Genomic DNA, 20,493 nt, shown 5'->3' on the forward strand with positions numbered 1-20,493 from the left:
ATCTCGCCTGTACAAGGCAATTGGAGCTATTCGATGACTCTTTCCAACCGCCCGGTGGTGGCAGTGAATCTCTTCTCGATGTTGCCCGGTGTGGACCCGGCCGAATTCGAACGGTTCTCCACCGAGGTGGACCGACCGACGTGTCTGGCCCACCACCACATCGTTCGGCGCTTCGACGTGTTCCGCGTCAACAACGCTCCCGACGGGGCTCCCGCCGACATCCTCGAAGTCATGGAAGTCACCGACTGGGCCGAGTGGGAACAGTTGCGCGACAACCATCCCAGCATGAAGCCCGTCATCGAGGGGTTTGACAAACTCGTCGACCCGGCCACGGTCCGCACCTACTTCACCCACGCCATCTCGGGAGAGCCACGATGAGCACCACCAGCACAATCACCCCCCGGTACGACGCCATCATCATCGGCGCGGGGCACAACGGACTGATCACGGCCGGATACCTGGCCCGCGCCGGAAAGAAGGTCCTGGTCCTGGAGGCCCGCGATGTGGTGGGTGGCGCCTGCACCAGTGAAGAGTTGATCCCAGGCTCCACCTGGTCCTCCTGCGCCTTCATCGCCAGCCTGCTGCGCCCGGAGATCATCGCCGACCTCGAACTCGAGCGCTACGGACTGGAGATGTACCAGACCGAGGCCAACGAGGTCAGCATTTTCCCCGATGGCAGCCACCTGTTCGTGTGGAAAGACATGGACAAGACGCTCAAGGAGATCGAGAAGTTCTCCAAGCGCGACGCGGGCGCCTTCCTCGAGTTCGGGCTGCGGGTCAAGAAGTTCGCGTCCATCCTCACGCCGTTCCTGCTGTCCCCTGCCCCGAGCCGTTCCCAGGTCCTGGCCGCGTTCGAGGCCGCCGGCGCCGAAGATCTCTTCAACGAGATGGTGTTGCTCTCGACCAAGGACCTGCTGGATCGATACTTCGAAAACGAGCACATCAAGGGCCTGTTCACTTTCTTCGGGATGATCTCCGTCTGGGGTGGTCCGTCCACCCCGGGAACCGGCTACGTCTACGGCCACCACTCTGTTGGTGAGTTCAAGGGAACACTCGGCCAGTGGGGCTTCGTCAAAGGCGGGATGGGCGGCATCACCCAGGCGATGGCCCGCAGCGCCGAAGCACACGGCGCAGAGATCCGGCTGCAGTCACCGGTCGAGCAGGTCGTCATCACCAAAGGCCAGGCCACCGGTGTCAAACTGGCCAACGGCGAGACCATTTCGGCACGCACGGTGATCTCCAACGCCGATCCCCAACGCTCCATGCTGCAACTACTGCCGGCGGGGGCTGTGGACACAAAACTCACCGCCAAACTGCAGGACTACGACGCCCGCGGCTCGATGGCCCGCATCCACCTCCTGATCGACGAATTACCCGACTACATCGGCTTTCCCAACGGGGTGCAGGGCCCCCAGCACCAGGCGCAGGCGATCATGGGCGCGTCGATCGAGAACTTCGAGCGGGCCTGGGAAGCCGAGCGCCGCGGCGAGATTCCCGACGACTTCGTGATCGAGGCCGTCATCCAGTCCACGCACGACTCGACGCTGGCGCCCGCAGGCAAGCACACCGTGACCCTGGGTGTGCAGCAGCTTCCCTTCGAACTGTCCGGCACCGACTGGGACACCATCCGCGACGAGTGGGCCGACAAGGTACTCGAAGTGCTGTACCGCTACGCCCCCAATCTGCGTGGGCACATCCTGCAGCGGGTCATCATCACTCCGAAAGATCTCGAACGCGACTACGGACTGACCGGCGGCAACATCTTCCACGGCGCGATGTTCTTCGATCAGCTCTTCAACAATCGCCCCACTCCGGAACTGGCCGACTACCGCACCACGGTGGACAACTACTACCTCTGCGGCTCGGGTACGCATCCCGGCGGCGGGGTCATGGGTGCCAATGGCCACAACGCCGCCCAGGTCGTCATCGCCGACCTCAACGGCACACCAGCCCCCACCGCACAACGTGTCGGTCCTGCCCCCAAGGCCGGCGTCATCGACCGTGCGATGGAGACCGTCATGGACACCAAAACCGGCAAGAAGCTCGGTTACACCGTCGCCACCACCCCGGCGCTTCGCAGGGTCGTGCAATTCGCCGCTCGCAGCAAAACCATCCGCTGACTCCTCACATCCCGCCCGAGGAAGGACCCGCCATGCTTCATCAAGATGATCCTCAACCGCTGGCCACGGTCAAAGACGCCCCAGACGGATCAACCGGACTGGCGCGCAACCAGATCGGTGTCCTCGGTATCGTGTTCTTCGTCGTGGCCGCCGCCGCCCCACTCACGGTGGTGGTGGCCCTGTTCCCGGTCATCATCGGCGCCGGGAACGGGGTGGGCATCGCCGGCGCCTTTGTGGTCGTCGCTGTTGTCCTCACCTTGTTCGCGGTCGGTTATGTCGCGATGAGCAAACACATCACCAACGCCGGCGCCTTCTACGCGTTCATCACCCGGGGGCTGGGCAGACCGATGGGTCTGGGTTCGGCCTCGCTGGCGATCTTCGCCTACAACGCCATCCAACTCGGCGTCATCGGCGGGTTCGGCTATTACGCAGCGGAATTCGTCAACAAGCACACCAATACCGCAATCCCGTGGTGGGTGTTCTCGTTCCTGGCGATGGCGGCCTCGCTGTTCCTCGGCGTCCGTCAGATCCATGCCGGCGCCCGCGTGCTGGCGGTGTTGCTGACACTGGAAACCGGCGTCATCCTGGTGCTCAACATCGGCATCCTGGTCAACTCGCCAACGCCGATCAGCGACTACTCCTTCGAGCCGTTCGCCCCGTCGGCAGTGTTCGCCGGCGCTCTCGGCGTCGCCCTGATGTTCGCCCACGCGTCGTTCATCGGTTTCGAGGGCACCGCCATCTACGGCGAGGAAGCCAAGGACCCCAAGCGCACCGTGCCGCGGGCCACCTACACCTCGGTGATCTTCATGGGTGTGTTCTACGCCGTCACCGCCTTTCTCATCGTCAACGCGGTCGGCGTCGGCAAGGTCGTCGGGTTGGCCGAAACCGAGGGTGGCAACCTGGTTTTCGCGGTCAGCGACAGTGTTCTGGGGCGCATCGGCACCGAGGCGTTCCAGCTGCTGGTCATCACCAGCCTGTTCGCCGCCATTCTGACCTTCCACAACAATGTCGCGCGCTACCTCTACTCGCTGGGTCGCCAAGGCGTCATCTGGGCACGGCTGGGCACCACGCATCCAACCCGCCAATCACCCGCCCTGGCCTGCTACGTCCAGATCGGTATGGTTGCCGTGGTGGTCGCGATTTTCGCCCTTTTCGGTCTGGATCCCTACACCACGCTGTTCACCTGGTGGACCGGCGTCGGCGCCGCCGCAATCATCCTGCTGCAAACCATCGCCAGCATCGCCATCTTCGTCTTCTTCCGCCGCTCGGATGTCGACAAACGGCCCTGGAACACCTTCATCGCCCCACTGCTGGGCATCGCCGGACTACTGCCGTTCCTCTGGTACGCCGTCACCGGCATGGACGTCCTGCTCGGCGGCGGAGGGTGGCTGCAGATCTCGTTCACCGCAATGCTGTTCGCCTCCTTGGCCATCGGCATCATCGGCGCCTATCTCATCAGAGCTCGGTCACCGCAGCCCTACGCGCAGTTGAACTCCACACTCGGCGACCGTACCTAGACGCACCTGATGGGGTGCGCGAGCACGGATTGGTGGTTGTAGCCGAGCTCGTTCGGCGGCGTGGAATCAGGCTGCACGTTACCCCGGTCGTCGCGGGCACGAACCCGCAACTCGTGGTCTCCGGGTTCGATGTCCCAGCGCAGCTGCCAACGCGCCCACAGCCCGGCGACACCCGGTGACGTGATGTCCGCCTGCTGCCACGCGCCGTCGTCGATTCGGTACTCGACCGCCACCACCTGACCCTCACCGGCATACGCGCGACCGCGGATCAGATGGCGCCCCGGAGCCAGCACGGCCGGCCAGGGCAGCTCGACCAGACTCGACAGCGCCGGTTCGGTGATCGCCGGGCCACGCGCGTACCCGGATGCCGGATACTGCGGCCCGATCAACACGTAATCCTCGGTGTTCCACGGCGTGTAGAGGGCGGTGGTGGAGACCTCGATGCGGCCCAGCCATTTGATACTCGCGGCCCCCAGCCATCCCGACACGATCAGGCGGGCCGGGTAGCCGTGGTCAGGCGGCAACGGTTCCCCGTTCATCGCGAAGGCCACCACGGTGTCGTCCGCCAACGCCTTCGCCAACGGTAGAGGTCGGCGCGCCCGAATGGCGTCGAGGGATTCGGGCATCACCTCAACGACTCGTTCAGTGAGCTGAGCCGGCTCCAACAGGTCGCGCAGACGGACGCCGGTCCACTCGGCAGTGCTGATCGCCGATCGTCCCCACTGGGTGCCCTCGAAGGTCCGTCCGATCTCCTCGCCGAACAGCACGCGCCGGTTGCCCGCACATTCGAGGGTTCGTACCACCGATATCACCGGGAAGCCGTCGGTCAGGTCGTCGTAGCTGTACTCGACGGCGCGGTGAACTCCATCACCGTCGATTCGCAAAGCCCAGGTCCGCGACTCGATCTGTGGTGTCGGCGCATGACTGCGGAGGAAGAATCTGTCAACCGGCGTGATGTCCGACAGCATGTTCACAGGGTTGGTGCCATAGTCCAGCCCGGACCCGGTGTCTTCCAACAGTTCTGCCGGAATCGGTTTCCGCACGCCAGGTGACATACGTCGAGCATGCCACCGCGGTTCCCGGTAGTCGTTACCGCTAGCACCACCTGTGCATAACGACCAGATCCGCCGTAGCCATCGGGTGCGAAGCTGTTTTCGGGCGGGCATGACGCACAGCAGTCCGCCGCTGCGTGAAGAACGGATGAAGAACGAATGAAGACCGTCGAAGTGCGCACCGCGCGTCTCCGCCCAGGGGAATTTTACGTCTGTCTGAGACGTCTACGGTTTACGTGACTTCCTCTGATCTCACCACCACCCCATTTGATGCCACCTCCACTGCCGCCGAGGTACTCACCGGAGTCGACTTGTCCGGAAAGCGTGCGCTCGTCACCGGCGCGGCTTCTGGAATCGGTATCGAAACTGCCCGCGCGTTGGCCTCTGCAGGTGCCGTCGTCACTCTCGCCGTGCGCAACACCGCCGCAGGTGAGAAGGTTGCCGCCGACATCGGGAAGGGGGCAACGGTGGCACCCTTGGATTTATCCGAGCCCGCCAGCGTCGCCGCGTTCGTCCGTGCTTGGGACGGGCCGCTGGACATCCTGGTGAACAACGCCGGTGTCATGGCCATCCAGGATCGGCAACTCTCATCGGGCGGGCACGAAATGCAGTTCGCCACCAATCATCTCGGCCATTTCGCCCTCACCACCGGACTGCACAGCGAACTGGCCGCCGCCGGCGGGGCGCGGGTGGTCTCGGTCAGCTCCAGCGGACACCTGCGCTCACCCGTCGTCTTCGACGACATCGACTTCCGGTTCCGCGAGTACGATCCCTTCAGCGCCTATGGCCAATCCAAAACTGCCAACGTTCTTTTCGCGGTCGGAATAACCGAACGGTGGGCTGACGACGGGATCACCGCCAACGCGCTGATGCCCGGCGGCATCATGACCGCGCTGCAACGTCACCTCGGTACGGAATTCCAGGACGGCGCCGAGGAACGCTTCCGCCGCGCCGGCAGCCGCATCAAAACCCCCGAGCAAGGTGCGGCCACCTCGGTGCTGTTGGCCGGCTCACCGCACGTCGACGGTGTCAGTGGCCGGTACTTCGAGGATTGCCGCGAGGCCACGGTCGTTGATCACCGCGACGAATTCGGCATCACGGGCGTGGCTCCCTATGCCTTGGACCGTGACAATGCCCAGCGTCTGTGGGACGTCTCGACACATCTCACCAGCTGACACCCGAGGCCCACCGTGATCATTTCTGGCCGGGCAGAACTTCCCCGAGTCCGATCGCCGTGGCCTGCAGGATCAGGGTGAGCCTGGGCTCGAAGTCGAGGGCGTAGTGGCCCCAGTCGGGTTCCTGCTCGTAGAGCTTGGCCAGGGTCGGCGACGGGTGCGCCGTCTGCCACAGGCTCGCCGTCAACGCGACCGTCGTCGTCACCAGGGTCTGCACGTGGTCCGGGGGCATCGTGGTGGTCCGCTGCAACGCGCCGACGAGCTGATCATGGGCGGCAAACGCGATCAGTTTGTACTGGCGCGCGCGGTCGATCTCGACGTCATCTTCGAGCGTCATCGCCACGTGCGCCAGCAGATCGCAGAACACCGGCAGAGAAGAAATGGTCTTCACCAGCAACTCAGCAATGTCAGCGGGCCCGAGATCCCGGCGACCTGCTGTTGCCGTCTCGACCGCATCACGCCACTGACCCCACCCACGTTCGGCCAGTTCCAGGAGAAGCTCTTCCTTGCTCGAGTAGTAGCGCCGGACGCCGGTCCGATGCAGACCGGCCCTGGCGGTGACTGCTGCGACCGTGACGTAGCGGACCCCGCCTAGTTCGAGGGCGACAGCTTCGGCCGCGGCCAGGAGATCCTCCGATCTCTTGGCCTTGTCCTCGACTGAGCGGGCTCTCTCGCGCACGGAATCAGGCTAGCGCGCGGTCACATCGATCGTTAACACATCACGTGGTGCGTAAAACGTCCGCGCATGCTATGTTTCCGTTAACGCATCACATGGTGCGTTAATCAAGCCAATACATCGAGCAGAGGACCCTCCACATGCGTGCCGTCTCCGCCACCGCCTTCGGCGATCCGAGCGTTCTTTCGGTCGGCGAGTTACCCGACCCCGCCCCAGGGCCGGGCGAAGTCACCATCGACGTCACCCATGCGGCGGTCGGCATGGTGGACCTCTTCTTCCGGCAGGGGGCCTTCTCGGAGAGTCCCGGTATGCCGCAGCCCCCGTTCGTTCCGGGACTCGAAGTCACCGGGACGATCCGCGAGCTCGGCCAGGGTGTCACCGACTTCCGCGTCGGCGAAGAGGTGGTGGCGATGTCGCAGACCGGCACCGGCGGTTACGCGTCGGTGTACGTGGCGAACGCATCGTTTGTCGTCTCGATCGACGGATTCGCCATCGATCCTGCTCTCGCGGTCTCGATGATTCCCAATGCCGCAATGGCACACGCGGCCCTCACCGAGGTTGCCCATCTGAAAGAAGGTGAGAGCGTGCTGGTGCACGGCGCTCTGGGAGGACTCGCCAGTGCATTTCCCGGCGTCGCGAAGCGCCTGGGGGCGTCCCGCATCGTCGGCACTGTGCGGCCGGGGAAGCTCCGCGCCGCCAACGAGACCAGACTGCCCTACGACCAGATCGTCGACTCGACCCAGTTCCTCGACGTGTTGGGCGACCAGAAGTTCGATGTGGTGATCGACCCGGTGGGCGGTGCCATCCGATCGCAGAGCCTCGCCCTGATGGGACCCGGCGCGCGCTTGATCGCCGCGGGCAACGCCAGCGGGGATTGGGAACACAGCATCACCGACAGCCAGCTCTGGATGGGCAGCATCACGATCGCCGGTTTCAGCGCAGGTGCCTTCCTGCCTGCCCACCCGCACGTGGTGCGCCCCGCCCTGAGGGCGGCCCGTGCCGCCGTCGCTGCCGGACTCGGCAACGCCGACATCGAAGTACTGAGCTTTGACGAGGCGGCGCTGGCACACACCCGGATGGAAAGCCGCGACCTCGCCGGCCGTTTCGTCCTTGCGACCGCGCCGTGAGCGTGATCGGACGGATTGCCGAGAGGCTGGCCCCACTCCCGCCGGCGACCACTCGCACGGTCACTGTCGAGCGGGATCTTCGGATACCGATGAGTGACGGCATCACACTTGTCGCCGACCGCTGGGCACCCGAACCCGACAACGACACGCCGCAGGAACAGATGCCAGTTGTCCTGGTGCGCACCGCCTACGGTCGCGGCGCACCACTGGGTTGGCTGTACGGTCCGGCGTTGGCCGAACGCGGCGTGCAGGCACTCATCGTGAGCTCACGCGGCACCTTCGGCTCCGGCGGTGAGTTCTTGGCGATGCGCAACGAACGCAAAGACGGTCTGGCAACACTGCGGTGGCTGGCCGAGCAGCCGTGGGCGCAAGCCGGCGTCATCCTGGCCGGCTCCAGCTACTTCGGCTACACCCAGTGGGCCGTCGCCGATGTTGCACCGCCCATCGTCAAGGCCATGGTTCCGCACATCACCTCGTCGCGCTTGGCGCTCGGCCTCAACCAGCCCGGTCGCTTCGAGCTGGAGACCATCGTCGGCTTCTCCTGGAACACCGCCCCCCAGCGGCGTCACGGTCGGCCACGTCCTGCTTCACAGGAGCGCCGAACCTACCTCCTGCGCGCACTGCTCGGCGCCGATCGCCGACACGTCGACAGCGCCTTGAACACGTTGCCACTCAAGGATGTCGACACCACGTTGCTCGGCCGGGGCTCCCAGCTGTACCAGGAGATGCTGGAGTACCGGCAAGGTGATCCCCACTGGACAGGCACCGACCTCAGCAGCCATGTCAGCACCGTTCAGATACCGGTGAGCCTGGTCGGCGGCTGGTACGACCTCTTCCTTGTTGATCAGCTGCGTGACTACGCGAACCTCGCCGCCGCTGGCCGCGACCCACGCTTGACCATCGGTCCGTGGTGGCATGCCGATCCGCGCGGGATGGCTGCGTCTGTCGCCGAGACAGTCGGTTGGGCAGCTGCGGTCGCGCGCGGACAGCAGCCCGAGACCCGCTCTCCGGTACGGCTGTTCGTCATGGGTATCGAGCAGTGGCGTGACTTCGATCAGTGGCCGCCATCGGGGTACCGGCACCAGCCGTGGTATCTGCTATCCGGCGGTGAGCTCGGGCTGACGGTCGCCGGGGCGGCGGAGCCGACACCGTTGATCTACGACCCCGCCGACCCCACCCCGTCGCTGGGAGGTCCGAAACTGAACCCGGCCGGTGCAGGCCCGGTGGACAACCGCCCGCTCGAAGCGCGACCCGACGTCCTCACCTTCACCTCACCGGACCTGGATGCGGACCTGGAGGTGATCGGCGACGTCCGCGCCGAAACCTGGGTGCGCACAGACCGGCCGGACGGCGACGTGTTCGTACGCCTCTGCGACGTCGACGACAAGGGCAGGTCGGTGAACTTGTGCGATGAGCTGGTGCATTTCACCGCGGACGGCATCACCAAGGTAACGTTGCAGCTCTCGCCCACAGCACATGTCTTCAAGGCCGGACACCGCATTCGCGTCCAGGTCTCTGGCGGCGCATTCCCACGATTCGCGCGCAACCTCGGCGGCGGCGAACCGCCGGCCACCGCCACGACGCCCCACAAGGCCCGCGTCGAGATCTTTCACGACACCGAACACACCTCGGCCGTCTTCCTGCCGGTGGGCGTGCTGTCGGCGTAGTACTCACACCAACGTTGCCAGGGGCTCCTCGTTGCCGAGAAGTGCCCGCCCGTACACCAACCGAAAAAGATCGGGGTTCAACATCGGATGACGCGCCGCAGTTTCCAGGTCGCGCCAATGCCGTTGCGCGGCAGCGCTCAACGAGAAGCTGCTGGCCCCGCCGGTGGACAGCAGAACGCTGACAGCCCTTCGCAGAGATTCCGAAGCGTGCGCAATGTCCATGCGAAGCCGCGCGCGCTCGGCATAGGGGATTGCCACACCGGATGCCGCGCACACCGACATCGACTCCGCCGACCGATTCAGGTGCAACTGGGAGGAATCGATGAGATTGGCAGCATCGGCAACAGCTGCCTGCGCGGTGGGAGCGTCGGCGAGACTACGGTACACCGACATCGCCATGGGCTTTCCTGACCGGATCGTGGCGATCACGTCGTCGAACACTGCTCGCGCTGCGCCCAGCATGGGAGCCGCGAGGGCCAAGGCCATCGAGCCGAGTCCCACCCGGTACAGCGGCGCTGCACCGGACTCCGCATGACCGGAGAAGACCTGGGCCATTCCCTGGATGCGGTGGCGGGGGACATACACCGATTGCGCCACCAGGGTGTCACTTCCGGTGGCGCGCATTCCGACCATGTTCCATGTGCGCTCCACGGTCAGGGCGCCTACGGGCAGCAAGGCCATGACAGCTTCGGTCGCCGATCCGTCGGCGGTAGGCGCGGACGGGATTGCCAACCACGCCCAAGCCGCGTGATGGCATCCGGAGGCCCACGACCATCGTCCTGACACGAGGAGGCCCCCATCCGCCGCGACTGACTGAGCAGAGTCCGCTCTGAAAGCTCCGCACATGACGACATCCGACCCTGCGTTCCAGATGTCTCGGTGAACATGCGAGGGAAGTGACCCCAGAGCCTGCTGCAGTGAGTATGTGACCGCGACGATCCATGCACTGGACGCACAGAAACGCCCGACCTCACCTATCACCGCCACGGCAGTGGTCAGATCGACTTCGTAGCCGCCGTGGCCTTTCGGTGCTCCTAACCGAAACAACCCGGCTCCACGCAGCCCCTCGACCACTTCATCTGCAAGTCGGCACCGAGTCTCCGCGTCCGCAGCGTGACGCCGCAGAAGCGGGCCGAGCTGTTGTACGCGATCGAGAAGTACCCGGACCGGGACCGCCTCGATGGCCGAGTGGGTTGAACTCTGCTCGAGCATTGTCACGTCGTTCTCTCCTTGGTGGCAACAGGTGGGTGACGGTGAAGTGGGGTTTGGTTCAGGACCGCAGGCGATGACACAGCCGCATGTTCAGTTCTGCTGCGTGAGCAAGAGACGCGCTGTGGAAGCTGTTGTGAGAACACCGCAATAGCGTCACCCTTCGCGACATCACTGCTGTCGCACGCCCTCGATGATGCCGTGGTGCAGCCGTCTGCGCCTGAAGAAGAGCTGGAGATCTCGTGAAGTTTCGCGGCGCCACAGCCACCTCTAGCCCTCAGGCGGAAGAGGACAGTCAACTCCAAGGTAATCTCGCTCAATTCTTCAGTGCTCTGGGAGTTTTCCGACATGTAGGCTGACCGCATCCAGACCGTGGGAACGACGCCACAGCACAGCGGCGATCGCATCCACGCCTTGAGGTCGTTTACTCCACGAGCAGAATCGCCGTGCGTGCATTGCAGACGACTGCGCGACCCATTAGTCTCATAACGCACACGATGTGCGCTATCTTTGGAGAGGTGACGCTCGTGTCCCGCAGACGACGCCACGCAAAGAACGCTCAATCGTCAACGGACGTAACACCTCGCGCCGCATTGATTCCCCCTCCGACACAAAGGCCGTCATGATCTCCGTCAGTACCACCATTCACGACATCGCCACAGCACCTGCGGCGTTGCGCGCAAGCATCGAGTCTCACATGGCGTCCATGGACGCACATGCCGAAATTCCCCAGGATCTGCACGCAGAGCTGCGTGAAGCCGGCGTGTTCCGAATGCTGACCCCTCGCGAATACGGAGGTCTGGCGGCCCCTCTTTCCAGCGCACTGACGGTGTACGAAGATCTCGCTCACATCGACGCCTCGGTCGGGCTGGTCACCTGGAACGCCAACTTCGGTTTCATCGGGGCATTGCTCTCACCTCTTGGTGCGCAACGAATCTGGGATGGAAGCACCGCGCCCGTATTCGCCAACTCCGGTATGCCGGGCACCGCCACACCGGACAACCAGGGTTACCGGATCAATGGACGCTGGCGGCTCGTCAGTGGAGTGCACCACGCCGACTGGATAGTCCTGGTGGTCATCGTCGCAGGCCCCGGCGGTACACCTTTGGTCAAAGGTGCTGTTGTGCATCGCGATCAGATCACCATCCATCAGGCATGGGATGTCACGGGCCTGCGCGGCACCGGTAGCCACGAGATCACAGTCGAAGACGTCCTGGTTCCCGGCGAGCTTGTCTTCGGCTTCGACGACCCCGTCCGCGTCGACGGAGATCTGTATCAAGGCTTCATCCCCGCTCTGGTCTTCCCCGGATGTACCGCAGTCGCACTCGGAGTTGCGCGCCGGGCGCTCTCTGAAACTGTTGCGCTGATCGGGAATAAGCCCTCCATGACCGGACGCCTGGCCGACTCGCCTCGAGTCCAGTATGCGATTGCCAAACACGAGTCGGCGGTCGCCGCAGCGCGCCTGTTGTTGCACGCGGCGGTCGGCGAACTGGAAGGGGCGGCCAACCGGCATGAACCCGTGACGTTGGCGCAACGAGCTGCGCTTCGTGCGGCCATGACCCACGCTGCAGAGGTGAGCCGCGAAGCGCTGGTAAGCGCCTACCAGCTGGCAAGTTCCACAGCTCTGTTTCGATCACATCCACTCGAGCGAATCTTTCGCGATGGAATGGCAACGTTGCAGCACGCCAACCATTCGGCCCTGTTCATGGAGGCAGCCGGACGAGCCCGCCTCGGACTGGACCCTGGTGTGCCCCTTTTCTGAGCGGCCGCAGAACACTTGCCACGGAGATACGATGCCCACAACGGGTGAAGCCGCGTCCACTCCCGGAACACGTTGGCAGTTCGGTGATTTCGACCTTGACCTCGACCGCCATGAACTCCATCACCGCGGTCGCCTGATCACGGTAGAGCCCCAGGTGTTCGACCTCCTGGCATACCTGGTCAGACACCATCAACGAGTGGTGCCGCGGGCCGAGCTGCTGAAAGCGGTGTGGGGCCAGGGTTACGGTAGCGACGAGTCGCTGTCGACCCGGATCAAAGCAGCCCGACACGTGCTGGGCGACGACGGGCAGTCTCAGGACTACATCCGAACCGTGCGACAGCGGGGTTACCGATTCGTACCGACACCTGTTCCCGTGGACCCAGCCGGGGCCGCCGCAGGTAACGAAGCCACAGTTGATCAGAGAATCGACTTTGTGCGAACACACGACGGTGCGCGTTTGGCCTACGGCCTCACGGGGTCGGGACCGGTACTCATGCGATCCGCAGACTGGATGACTGATCTGAGCCATGACCTCGGTTCCCCCTTGTGGCGGCATTGGATACACGAGCTGTCGACGACGAACAGACTGATCCGCTATGACGCGCGCGGGTGCGGACTCTCCGAACGCGATGTCGGCCCATTCACCTTCGAGGACTGGCTCACCGACCTCGAGACCGTCGTCGATGCGTTGAACCTTGAGACATTCCCGCTGCTGGGTGTGTCGCAGGGCGGCGCTGTTGCTGCGGCGTATGCGGCCCGCCACCCGGAGCGCGTTTCACAGCTGATCCTCGTGAGCAGCTACGCGCAAGGCCGATTGGCGCGCGCGGGCGGCCGAGGCGACAGAGCTCTTGCCGAACTCGACTTCCAGCTGGCTGCAGCAGCATGGGGTCAGAACGATCCTGCATTCCTGCAGGTGTTCGCCGCCCAGTTCCTCCCCCATGGGAATGTCGACGACTGGCACGCATTCGGTCAAATTCTGCTCCGCACAACCACTGCCGATAACGCCGTGAGGTTCCTGGAGCAGTTCGCCGAGGTCGACGTCCGAGCCGACGCCCGCCGCGTCGCGTGCCCCACTCTGGTTCTGCATTCCCGCCGCGACCGACGTGTCCCGTTCGAGTCCGCACGACAGCTGGCCGCTTTGATTCCCCACGCCAGGCTGGTCGGCCTGGACAGCGACAACCACCTGATACGTTCCGACGAGTCGGCCTGGCCGGCGCTGGTCTACGAGATCAACGGGTTCATCGGCTGACGATGTGGGTGGAGGTCGTGCTCCGAAAGCGGCCCGGCGGTGCACCCATCACACGGGTGAAAGCGTGGGAGAACGAACTGTGCGAGGCGTAGCCGACTTGTTCTGCCACCTCGGTGACGGAGGCGTCCGGTCGGCGCAGCAGCCCGACGGCATGGTGCATCCTCAGACGCAGCAGATACTCCAGCGGGGCCACCCCGACGTGCTCGCGGAATCGGGCTGCGAAGGTGGAGCGAGCGAGATGGGCCCGCTGGGCCAATTCCTGCACGGTCCACGGATGTGCGGGGTCCTGATGTACGGCGCGTAACACGGGGCCCAGCTGCGGATCCCCCAGCGCCGCAAGCCAACCGCGCACATCGGGTCCGGTGGCATAGGCACGGAGTGCCATGGTGACGACGATGTGCGCCAGGTGCGTCCGCACGAGGTCGCCACCGGGCTGCGGCGCGCCTGCGGCAGTTTCGGCCACCAACAGGTCCATTGCCGCCCGCAATGCCGGTGCAGACTGTGAGCCTGCGGAGATGGCCAGAACCGGCGGCAACAAATCCAGCAGCAGTGCCGCGTGATCGGCGTTGAGCACGAACCGACCACCGGTGACGACGACGTCGGGGACGTCCTCGGCTCCGCCGAGCCGTAGCCAACCGTCCACCGCATCGGCGGCGTACCGCGCCTCGGCGTCCTCCATTGATTCGGCGGGGGTGTCGGCGGCACTGGCCATGGTGTACTGGCCACCGGCGGTGAACAGGTAGCAGTCGCCGGCCGCCAGACGTACAGGAGGGTGGGACGGGGCGGCGATCCAGCACTCACCCCGGTGCACCACACCGAACTTGGCGTAGGGCACCGCGGCGAACCGCAGCCCCCATCTGCCCGAAGTCTCCAGCCGGGAGGTGACGGCCGCGTCGACGGTGACCATGGAGACGATGTCCGACAACGGGTCCATCACACCAGTATCGTCAACATCAGACGATCGAGCATAAAAACCAGCGATTCTGCTATAGAAACTCCGACATGGGCAGCCTACCGTCGAGCACATGAAATACCGCATGCTCGGAAGTACCGGTGTCTATGTGTCCGTGGTCAGCTTGGGGACGATGACGTTCGGCGGAGCGGGCACCACCCTGGGTGATGCTCTGGGTGGCCTCGACCTGCGTGCCGCCGAATCCGTTGTCGGACAGGCACTCGACCTCGGCGTCAACCTGATCGACACCGCCGATGTGTATTCCGGCGGCGAGTCCGAGGAGCTGCTGGGCACAGCGCTCGGGGCTCGTCGAGACGACGTGATCCTGGCGACCAAGTTCAGTGCGCGAACGGGCACGGGACCCAATCAGATCGGTGCCTCACGCCTGCACCTGATGCGCGCGCTGGAGGACAGCCTGCGCCGCCTGAAAACCGACCACATCGATCTGTACCAACTGCACAGCATCGACCCGGTCACTCCCATCGAGGAGACGCTGGCCGCGCTCGACGACGCGGTGCGCCAGGGCAAGGTCCGCTACGTGGGCTGCTCCAACCTGGCTGCGTGGCACATGATGAAGGCGCAAGCCGCATCCGAGCGCCACGGCTGGACCAGGTTTGTCGCGTCTCAGTCCTACTATTCGCTGCTCGGCCGTGATGTCGAGCAGGAGATCGTGCCGATGGCTCTCGACCAGAACCTGTCGCTACTGGTGTGGGCGCCTCTGGCAGGAGGCATCTTGTCCGGCAAGTACGGCCGTTCCGGTGCCGACGAGCCCGGCGCCCGCCGGGCCGCCGCGGACTACCCCGACTTTCCGCCGGTCGACCCCCACAGCGCCTGGGACGTGGTGGATGTGCTGCGCTCGGTGGCCAACCGGCACGGGGTGAGCCCGGCTCAGGTCGCTTTGGCCTGGGTGCTGTCCCGGCCGGCGGTGACCAGCGTTGTCGTGGGTGCCAAACGCCCGGACCAGCTGGCCGACAGCGTCGGGGCAGCCGATCTGGTGCTGTCGGCCCAGGACATGGCCGACCTCGGGAAGGTCAGCGACCCGGGCCGGTCCTACCCGCAATGGGTGTGGGACTTCGCCGGTGGCGGCCGAGTGCCGGAATGATGGGTGGCCACGCCGCCGGGTTGCCCGTGTCGTCGAGAACACACAGCCATATGTCCGTCCGTGACAACAGATCAGCGTAGGTCGACGTTGCGTAACTGGCGGCGAGACTTGATGGCCAGCTTGGCGTAGACGTTGCTCAGATGCCATTCGACGGTGTGGGCGCTGATGAAGAGCTGCGCTCCGATCTCGGTGTTGGTGAGGCCGGTGGCGGCCAGTTCGGCAACCTGGGTCTCCTGAGGGGTCAACGCTGTGCCGCTGCGGGTGCGTTTGGTGGCATTTTCCCCCACCAACAACAGCTCGCGGCGGGCCCTGGCGGCGTACGCATGCACCCCGAAACCGGTGAGCATGTCGTGGGCGAGACGCAGTTGTTGGCGAGCATCGTTGCGGCGTCCTTGCCGTCGAAGCCACTCACCGTAGAGGAGGTGGCCGCGCGCGAGCTGCACCTTGATTCGGCTGCGGCCCAGATGCTCGATTGCAGCGCGGTAGAGCGGTTCGGCGGCGTGATCGTCGGCCAGCAGGGCCGCGCTGCGGGCACCAACGCCCAGTCCCCACGGCGTGCCGGCGGCGTCCGTTCGGGCTTGCAGTTTTGCGAGAGCGCCGGTGGCCACGTCATGGCGGCCCGCGCGGACAGCGCATTCGACGAGTTCACTGAGATTCCAACCGACAATGCCCACATCGTCGTACTCGCAGGCTGGTTGCAGTGCCGCCAAGGCGTCTTCGTACCGCCCCAGCGCGTTGTTGAGAACGCCGCGGCCGTACGCCGCCAACGCGATCACTCGTTTTTCGCCGCGCTGCAGACCGTCGCGCAGCGCAGCTGCGGCCATCGCGGTGGTCTGGGCTTCGTTTCCGGCCCACGCCGCCAACGTCAACTTGTGGTAGAGCAAGGGCGTATACCCGATTGCTGCCGAGATGTCCTCGGCTTCGGCGATCGACAGCCGCGCCGCTGCCAGATCACCGGCCATCACCAGCGCTCCGGCTCGACTGACGAGCGCGGTGGGAAGCACCTGCAGGGTGGCCGTGTCGGTGGCCAGGCGCACGGCTGTTGCCGAGAGCCGCTCCCAGGCTTCGTCGTCCCAGGTCTCGTGCACGGTGACATCCAGCGCGAGTGGGAAGGCCTCCCACTGCCAATTGTGCTCGTCGATCGCCAATGCCGCGGTGCGCATCGCCGCCACCGCCGTCACCGGGTCGGATATCACCCGTCGCGCGAGTCCCCGGGCCAACAGCCCTACCGGTGGCGCAACGCCGCTGCCGTCGCGGTGTTGCACTGTCGCGCAAGCGACTTCGGCCAATCTGGCTGGCTCACACCCACGTCCGATGTAGACCAGTCCGCAAAGGGCTTCCAAGAACGCCTGATCGGCTTCTGCGGCGTCCAGGGGCGCCAGCCGCTGAGCTGCCTCGGCCATCGATGCGGCGTGGACGGCCAGCGGAGGACCGGACTGGTCGGCCCGGCGACGGTGGAAGGCCAGCTGGGTTGCCAGATGCAGACGCCGGGCATCATCGAGGTCGCCGAGCGGTGACAGTGCCGCTGCGTCCACCAGCTCGGTGGCGGTGTCGAAGTCTGCTGCGCGCCGCTTGGCCTGCGCCGCCTTCAAAGCCCTGCTACCGCGCTGCGCCGTATCCGGTGTCAATTCGAACGCCTGAGTGAGAAACGCTGCGGCGGCGGCGATCCCACCACGTTGGTTTGCGCGGTCAGCGGCTCGATCCAGTTCCTGGGCGACCGATTCGTCGGGTCCGGAAGCTGCGAAGGCGCGATGCCAGGCGCGCCGGTCGGAATCGGCATCTGCGTCGATGCTGTCGGCCAGCGCGGCGTGCACTCGCTGTCGTAGATGTGCGTCGGCGTCACGGTAGGCCACCGAGCGCACGAGTGGGTGGCGGAAGCGCACCCGCGTGTCGATGTCGATCATTCCGGTGGCGCGCAACGCGGTGAACGCCGGCGCCTCCACACCCATACGCGTTGCGGCACGAGTGAGCAGTGCAGGATCACCGACGGGCTCAGCGGCTGCCAGGGTCAACAGCAGACGGGCATCGGCGCTGAGCGACGACATGCGCTGCAGGTACCGGGACTCCACTGTTGCGGAAATCGAATGTGCGTCGGGCCGGTGGTAACCCCCGGCAAGATCAGCCGACGCCAGATCGCCCACCCACTCCAGCAGTGCCAGCGGATTACCGCCCGTCTCGGCGACGAGGCGGTCACGCACTCGCGAGTCGATGCGTCCCAGAACCGCAGCGTCGACGAGTTCACGCGCGTCGGGCACCGCGAGTCCCGAGACCACCAGTTCGGGGAGTCCACGCAACTCGTCAACCGGCTCACGCGAGGCAAACAACACCATCACACGTTCGGCCAGAAGACGCCGTGCCACGAAACTCAGCGTCTGCGCCGTCACCCGATCCAGCCACTGCGTGTCGTCCACGATGCACAACACCGGAGAGTCCAGCGACGCGGAAGCGATCAAAGCCAGAACCGCCAGGCCGACCAGGAAGCGATCCGGTGCCGGTCCCGAGACCTGACCGAATGCGGTTTCCAATGCCCGTCGCTGCGGATCCGGCAGCGCCTGTATGTCCGCGACCAGCGGCAAAATGAGACGATGCACACCAGCGAACGGCAGCTCCATATCTGACTCCACCCCCGCGGTGCGGAGCACTCGGACCCCGGCTGCAGCGGACACCAGGTCTTCGATCAGGGCGGTCTTGCCGACGCCGGCCTCGCCACGCAACACCACCACCGCGCTGTGCCCGGCGCGTGCGGACTCCAACAGCTTCTTCAAGCGGGACACCTCCGCGACTCGCCCATACAGGACGCCCTCGCTCACAGGTCACCTCCGACGACGCCAGACACCGGCGAGTTGCCGTATTCGACTCTAATATCGCTGCCGGATGACACCGTGGAGCAGGTGTTCAAAACCCAGGGGTTTTCCAGGGGGCGCACATCGAACCCCAGCTGGCAGCGTTGACGCGTGTCCACCGACCAGCTCGATCCCATCAGCAAGGGGTTCGCCGTATCGATCGCACCACTCGCACGACGTCCTGGTTCGCCTGTGAAAGGCGTTGGCACGCCGATGGGTTGGATAAAGCTCGGCATGATCCTTCCTGGCATCCGCACAACCGATACATGGGAGGTCTGAGAATATGGCCCGCGATGAGGTGACGAGCGTGAAGCCCGCACGGACCGACACGGGGCACTCCGCGGAGACCGCCGCAGCCACTCCGGACGTGGGTGGGTCCACCCAGAGACGCGTTGCTCTGATCACCGGCGCCACCTGCGGAATCGGCGCCGCAACCGCGTTGCTACTCGGCCGGCGCGGGTACCGCGTGGCAGTTCATCACGATCGGAGCCCTGCAGAAGCCGACCATATCGCCTCCCGTATCGCCGATTACGGTGGTGACGCCCTAACGGTGAGCGCAGACCTCGCTGTGCCCGGCGAGGTCAGCGCAATGGTCGAGACCATCACCCGACGCTGGGGCACCGTCGAGGTTCTGGTACACGCCGCGCGGCTACCCCACGTGCGCGGCGCTTTCTCAGAGATCCGGCTCGACCAGCTCGAACACGCTGTGGCTCAGGAGCTTCGGGCAGCCTATCTGGTGACCAAAGCCGTCAATCCTGCGATGACAGCCCGCGGCTACGGACGGCTGGTCTACCTCAGCACCGCACACTCCCGAAGCCCGGCCGGTTTGCGGATCATCGAGGGGACTGCCCAGGCCGCACTCGATCAGTTCGTCCGGCACATCGCCCAGGAACTCGCTCCGCACGGCATCACCGCGAACGTCGTAGCCCCCGGCAACGTCGCCGGTATCGATGCACACGGTGCGAAGTGGTCCGACGACGAACTCTGGGTTCTCGGGACGGCCAATACCGAGGCCCGACCCGTACTGCCCGGCGATGTCGCCCGCACGATCGCGTTCTTCGCCGGAGACGACTGCGTGATCACCACCGGCCACCGCGCCGCTATCGATACCGGACTGGCAGCGCGCTGACAATCCCGGCGAAAGCGGACTCCTCACAACGCGTTCGAACCGTTTGACGTTGAAAGAAGGGCAGCACAGCAATGGCCGAACCCACGAAGAGCATGGCCGTCATCGGCGCTACCGGGCTGATCGGCCGCCAGCTCGTCTCTCTGCTCAGCAGCCGCGGCCACGAGGTCACCAGAGCCTCCCGCAACTCCGGTGTCGACCTGCTCACCGGGCAGGGGCTTGACGATGCCCTCGCCGGCGCTGAGGTGGTCATCGACGTGATCAATTCCGCCACCCCTGAAGACTCCGCCGAAGCCTTCTTCAAGCAGACCGCTGCCAACCTGTCCGCTGCCGTCGCCAGGGCCGGCGTCGAACACTACGTCGTGCTGTCCATCGTCGGCGCCGACGAGATGGCACCCCGATCTGGATACATCCGAGGCAAGGTCGCCCAGGAGAACGCTGCCGCAGCGTCGGGGGTTCCCTGGACGGTGGTGCGGGCCACGCAGTTCCACGAACTGGCTGAACCCATCACCGAATCGCTGATCATCGGCAACGAGGTGCGCGCCCCGGAAGCGCTCATCCAGACCATCGATTCCGCCGAGGTCACCGCGATCCTGGCCCGCATCGCCGTCGGCGGGCCACTCAACACCATCCACCACGTCGGCGGCCCGCAGAAGATGTCCTTCTCCGACATGGCCCGGGCCGTCCTGCGTCACCAGAGCCGAACACTCAACGTCGTCGACGACCCGTCGGCAACGTACAGCGGGCTCAACATCGACTTCACAACCCTTGTCACCGACGATGAGGCTGAGCTAGGCACCACGCGGCTGGTCGACTGGCTGGCGCGCCGCTGACCCCCCCTTCGGCCCCCTGACGACCGTCGACCACGGAACGCTCTCGCCGGAAGGTAAGGTAAGCCTTCGTTCAAGTGGCCGGC

17 protein-coding genes and 1 pseudogene are annotated in these 20,493 nt (G+C 65.3%); 12 read left to right on the forward strand and 6 right to left on the reverse strand.

Going from position 1 to position 20,493, the window contains the following annotated elements; genetic code table 11:
- Positions 1-33: 33 nt before the first annotated feature.
- Genes G6N58_RS07765 through G6N58_RS07775 form a run of 3 tightly spaced genes read left to right on the forward strand, consistent with a single transcriptional unit; the run spans position 34 to position 3,637 of the window.
- Positions 34-378 carry a RedY/HapK family protein gene (locus G6N58_RS07765; RefSeq protein WP_115279126.1) on the forward strand — a complete coding sequence of 115 codons (345 nt, stop codon included), beginning with the start codon at positions 34-36 and terminating at the stop codon, positions 376-378.
- On the forward strand, positions 375-2,120 hold the full coding sequence (locus G6N58_RS07770; protein WP_115279125.1) for a phytoene desaturase family protein: 1,746 nt from the start codon (positions 375-377) through the stop codon (positions 2,118-2,120). The genes G6N58_RS07765 and G6N58_RS07770 overlap by 4 nt, the downstream gene beginning before the upstream one ends.
- 32 nt (positions 2,121-2,152) lie before the next feature.
- On the forward strand, positions 2,153-3,637 hold the full coding sequence (locus G6N58_RS07775; protein WP_115279124.1) for an APC family permease: 1,485 nt from the start codon (positions 2,153-2,155) through the stop codon (positions 3,635-3,637).
- Here the strand turns inward: G6N58_RS07775 and G6N58_RS07780 are convergent.
- The gene (locus G6N58_RS07780; RefSeq protein WP_163907984.1) at positions 3,634-4,605 is read right to left on the reverse strand and encodes a sulfite oxidase; all 972 of its coding nucleotides are present in this window, start codon (positions 4,603-4,605) and stop codon (positions 3,634-3,636) included. The two genes, G6N58_RS07775 and G6N58_RS07780, sit on opposite strands and share 4 nt — an antisense overlap.
- 320 nt (positions 4,606-4,925) lie before the next feature.
- Between G6N58_RS07780 and G6N58_RS07785 the strand changes: the two genes are divergently transcribed.
- Positions 4,926-5,864 carry an SDR family NAD(P)-dependent oxidoreductase gene (locus G6N58_RS07785; RefSeq protein WP_115279122.1) on the forward strand — a complete coding sequence of 313 codons (939 nt, stop codon included), beginning with the start codon at positions 4,926-4,928 and terminating at the stop codon, positions 5,862-5,864.
- 19 nt (positions 5,865-5,883) lie between these two features.
- Here the strand turns inward: G6N58_RS07785 and G6N58_RS07790 are convergent, their stop codons facing one another.
- Complete coding sequence (locus tag G6N58_RS07790) at positions 5,884-6,543, reverse strand: TetR family transcriptional regulator (protein WP_115279121.1); 660 nt, start codon at positions 6,541-6,543, stop codon at positions 5,884-5,886.
- A gap of 137 nt (positions 6,544-6,680) precedes the next feature.
- Here G6N58_RS07790 and G6N58_RS07795 point away from each other — a divergent pair, with 137 nt between their 5' ends.
- Together G6N58_RS07795 and G6N58_RS07800 are read left to right on the forward strand one after the other, a co-directional pair.
- Positions 6,681-7,667: a quinone oxidoreductase family protein gene (locus G6N58_RS07795; RefSeq protein WP_115279120.1), complete on the forward strand. Its 987-nt coding sequence runs from the start codon at positions 6,681-6,683 to the stop codon at positions 7,665-7,667.
- 89 nt (positions 7,668-7,756) lie between these two features.
- Positions 7,757-9,334: a CocE/NonD family hydrolase gene (locus tag G6N58_RS07800; RefSeq protein WP_197746406.1), complete on the forward strand. Its 1,578-nt coding sequence runs from the start codon at positions 7,757-7,759 to the stop codon at positions 9,332-9,334.
- A gap of 3 nt (positions 9,335-9,337) precedes the next feature.
- On the opposite strand, the gene G6N58_RS30745 is transcribed toward G6N58_RS07800, so the two are convergent.
- Together G6N58_RS30745 and G6N58_RS31210 are read right to left on the reverse strand one after the other, a co-directional pair.
- On the reverse strand, positions 9,338-10,015 hold the full coding sequence (locus tag G6N58_RS30745) for an acyl-CoA dehydrogenase family protein (RefSeq protein ID WP_232067780.1): 678 nt from the start codon (positions 10,013-10,015) through the stop codon (positions 9,338-9,340).
- 246 nt (positions 10,016-10,261) lie between these two features.
- Positions 10,262-10,546 (reverse strand): annotated as a pseudogene (locus G6N58_RS31210) (acyl-CoA dehydrogenase family protein); the annotation flags it as partial.
- Between the two features lie 619 nt (positions 10,547-11,165).
- Between G6N58_RS31210 and G6N58_RS07810 the strand changes: the two are divergent.
- On the forward strand, positions 11,166-12,305 hold the full coding sequence (locus tag G6N58_RS07810; protein WP_115279118.1) for an acyl-CoA dehydrogenase family protein: 1,140 nt from the start codon (positions 11,166-11,168) through the stop codon (positions 12,303-12,305).
- Positions 12,205-13,554: an alpha/beta hydrolase gene (locus G6N58_RS07815; RefSeq protein ID WP_232067781.1), complete on the forward strand. Its 1,350-nt coding sequence runs from the start codon at positions 12,205-12,207 to the stop codon at positions 13,552-13,554. The genes G6N58_RS07810 and G6N58_RS07815 overlap by 101 nt, the downstream gene beginning before the upstream one ends.
- On the opposite strand, the gene G6N58_RS07820 is transcribed toward G6N58_RS07815, so the two are convergent.
- Positions 13,544-14,488, reverse strand: a complete 945-nt coding sequence (locus tag G6N58_RS07820; RefSeq protein ID WP_163907986.1) for an AraC family transcriptional regulator — start codon at positions 14,486-14,488, stop codon at positions 13,544-13,546. The two genes, G6N58_RS07815 and G6N58_RS07820, sit on opposite strands and share 11 nt — an antisense overlap.
- A 91-nt stretch (positions 14,489-14,579) precedes the next feature.
- On the opposite strand from G6N58_RS07820, the gene G6N58_RS07825 reads away from it, so the two are divergent.
- On the forward strand, positions 14,580-15,608 hold the full coding sequence (locus G6N58_RS07825) for an aldo/keto reductase (RefSeq protein ID WP_115279115.1): 1,029 nt from the start codon (positions 14,580-14,582) through the stop codon (positions 15,606-15,608).
- A 71-nt stretch (positions 15,609-15,679) separates the two neighbouring features.
- Here G6N58_RS07825 and G6N58_RS07830 read toward each other — a convergent pair whose 3' ends face one another.
- Positions 15,680-18,418: an AAA family ATPase gene (locus tag G6N58_RS07830; RefSeq protein WP_115279114.1), complete on the reverse strand. Its 2,739-nt coding sequence runs from the start codon at positions 18,416-18,418 to the stop codon at positions 15,680-15,682.
- 144 nt (positions 18,419-18,562) lie between these two features.
- Here G6N58_RS07830 and G6N58_RS07835 point away from each other — a divergent pair, with 144 nt between their 5' ends.
- The 3 genes from G6N58_RS07835 to G6N58_RS07845 all read left to right on the forward strand — a co-directional run bounded on the left by G6N58_RS07835 (position 18,563) and on the right by G6N58_RS07845 (position 20,410).
- Positions 18,563-18,730 (forward strand): hypothetical protein, encoded by a 168-nt coding sequence (locus G6N58_RS07835; protein ID WP_163907988.1) that lies wholly within the window; start codon positions 18,563-18,565, stop codon positions 18,728-18,730.
- A gap of 28 nt (positions 18,731-18,758) precedes the next feature.
- Positions 18,759-19,580, forward strand: a complete 822-nt coding sequence (locus G6N58_RS07840) for an SDR family NAD(P)-dependent oxidoreductase (RefSeq protein ID WP_232067782.1) — start codon at positions 18,759-18,761, stop codon at positions 19,578-19,580.
- 71 nt (positions 19,581-19,651) lie between these two features.
- On the forward strand, positions 19,652-20,410 hold the full coding sequence (locus tag G6N58_RS07845; protein WP_115279112.1) for an SDR family oxidoreductase: 759 nt from the start codon (positions 19,652-19,654) through the stop codon (positions 20,408-20,410).
- Positions 20,411-20,493 lie beyond the last annotated feature (83 nt).

The sequence above is a fragment of the Mycolicibacterium tokaiense genome (assembly GCF_010725885.1).
GTDB classification, from domain to species: Bacteria; Actinomycetota; Actinomycetes; order Mycobacteriales; family Mycobacteriaceae; genus Mycobacterium; species Mycobacterium tokaiense.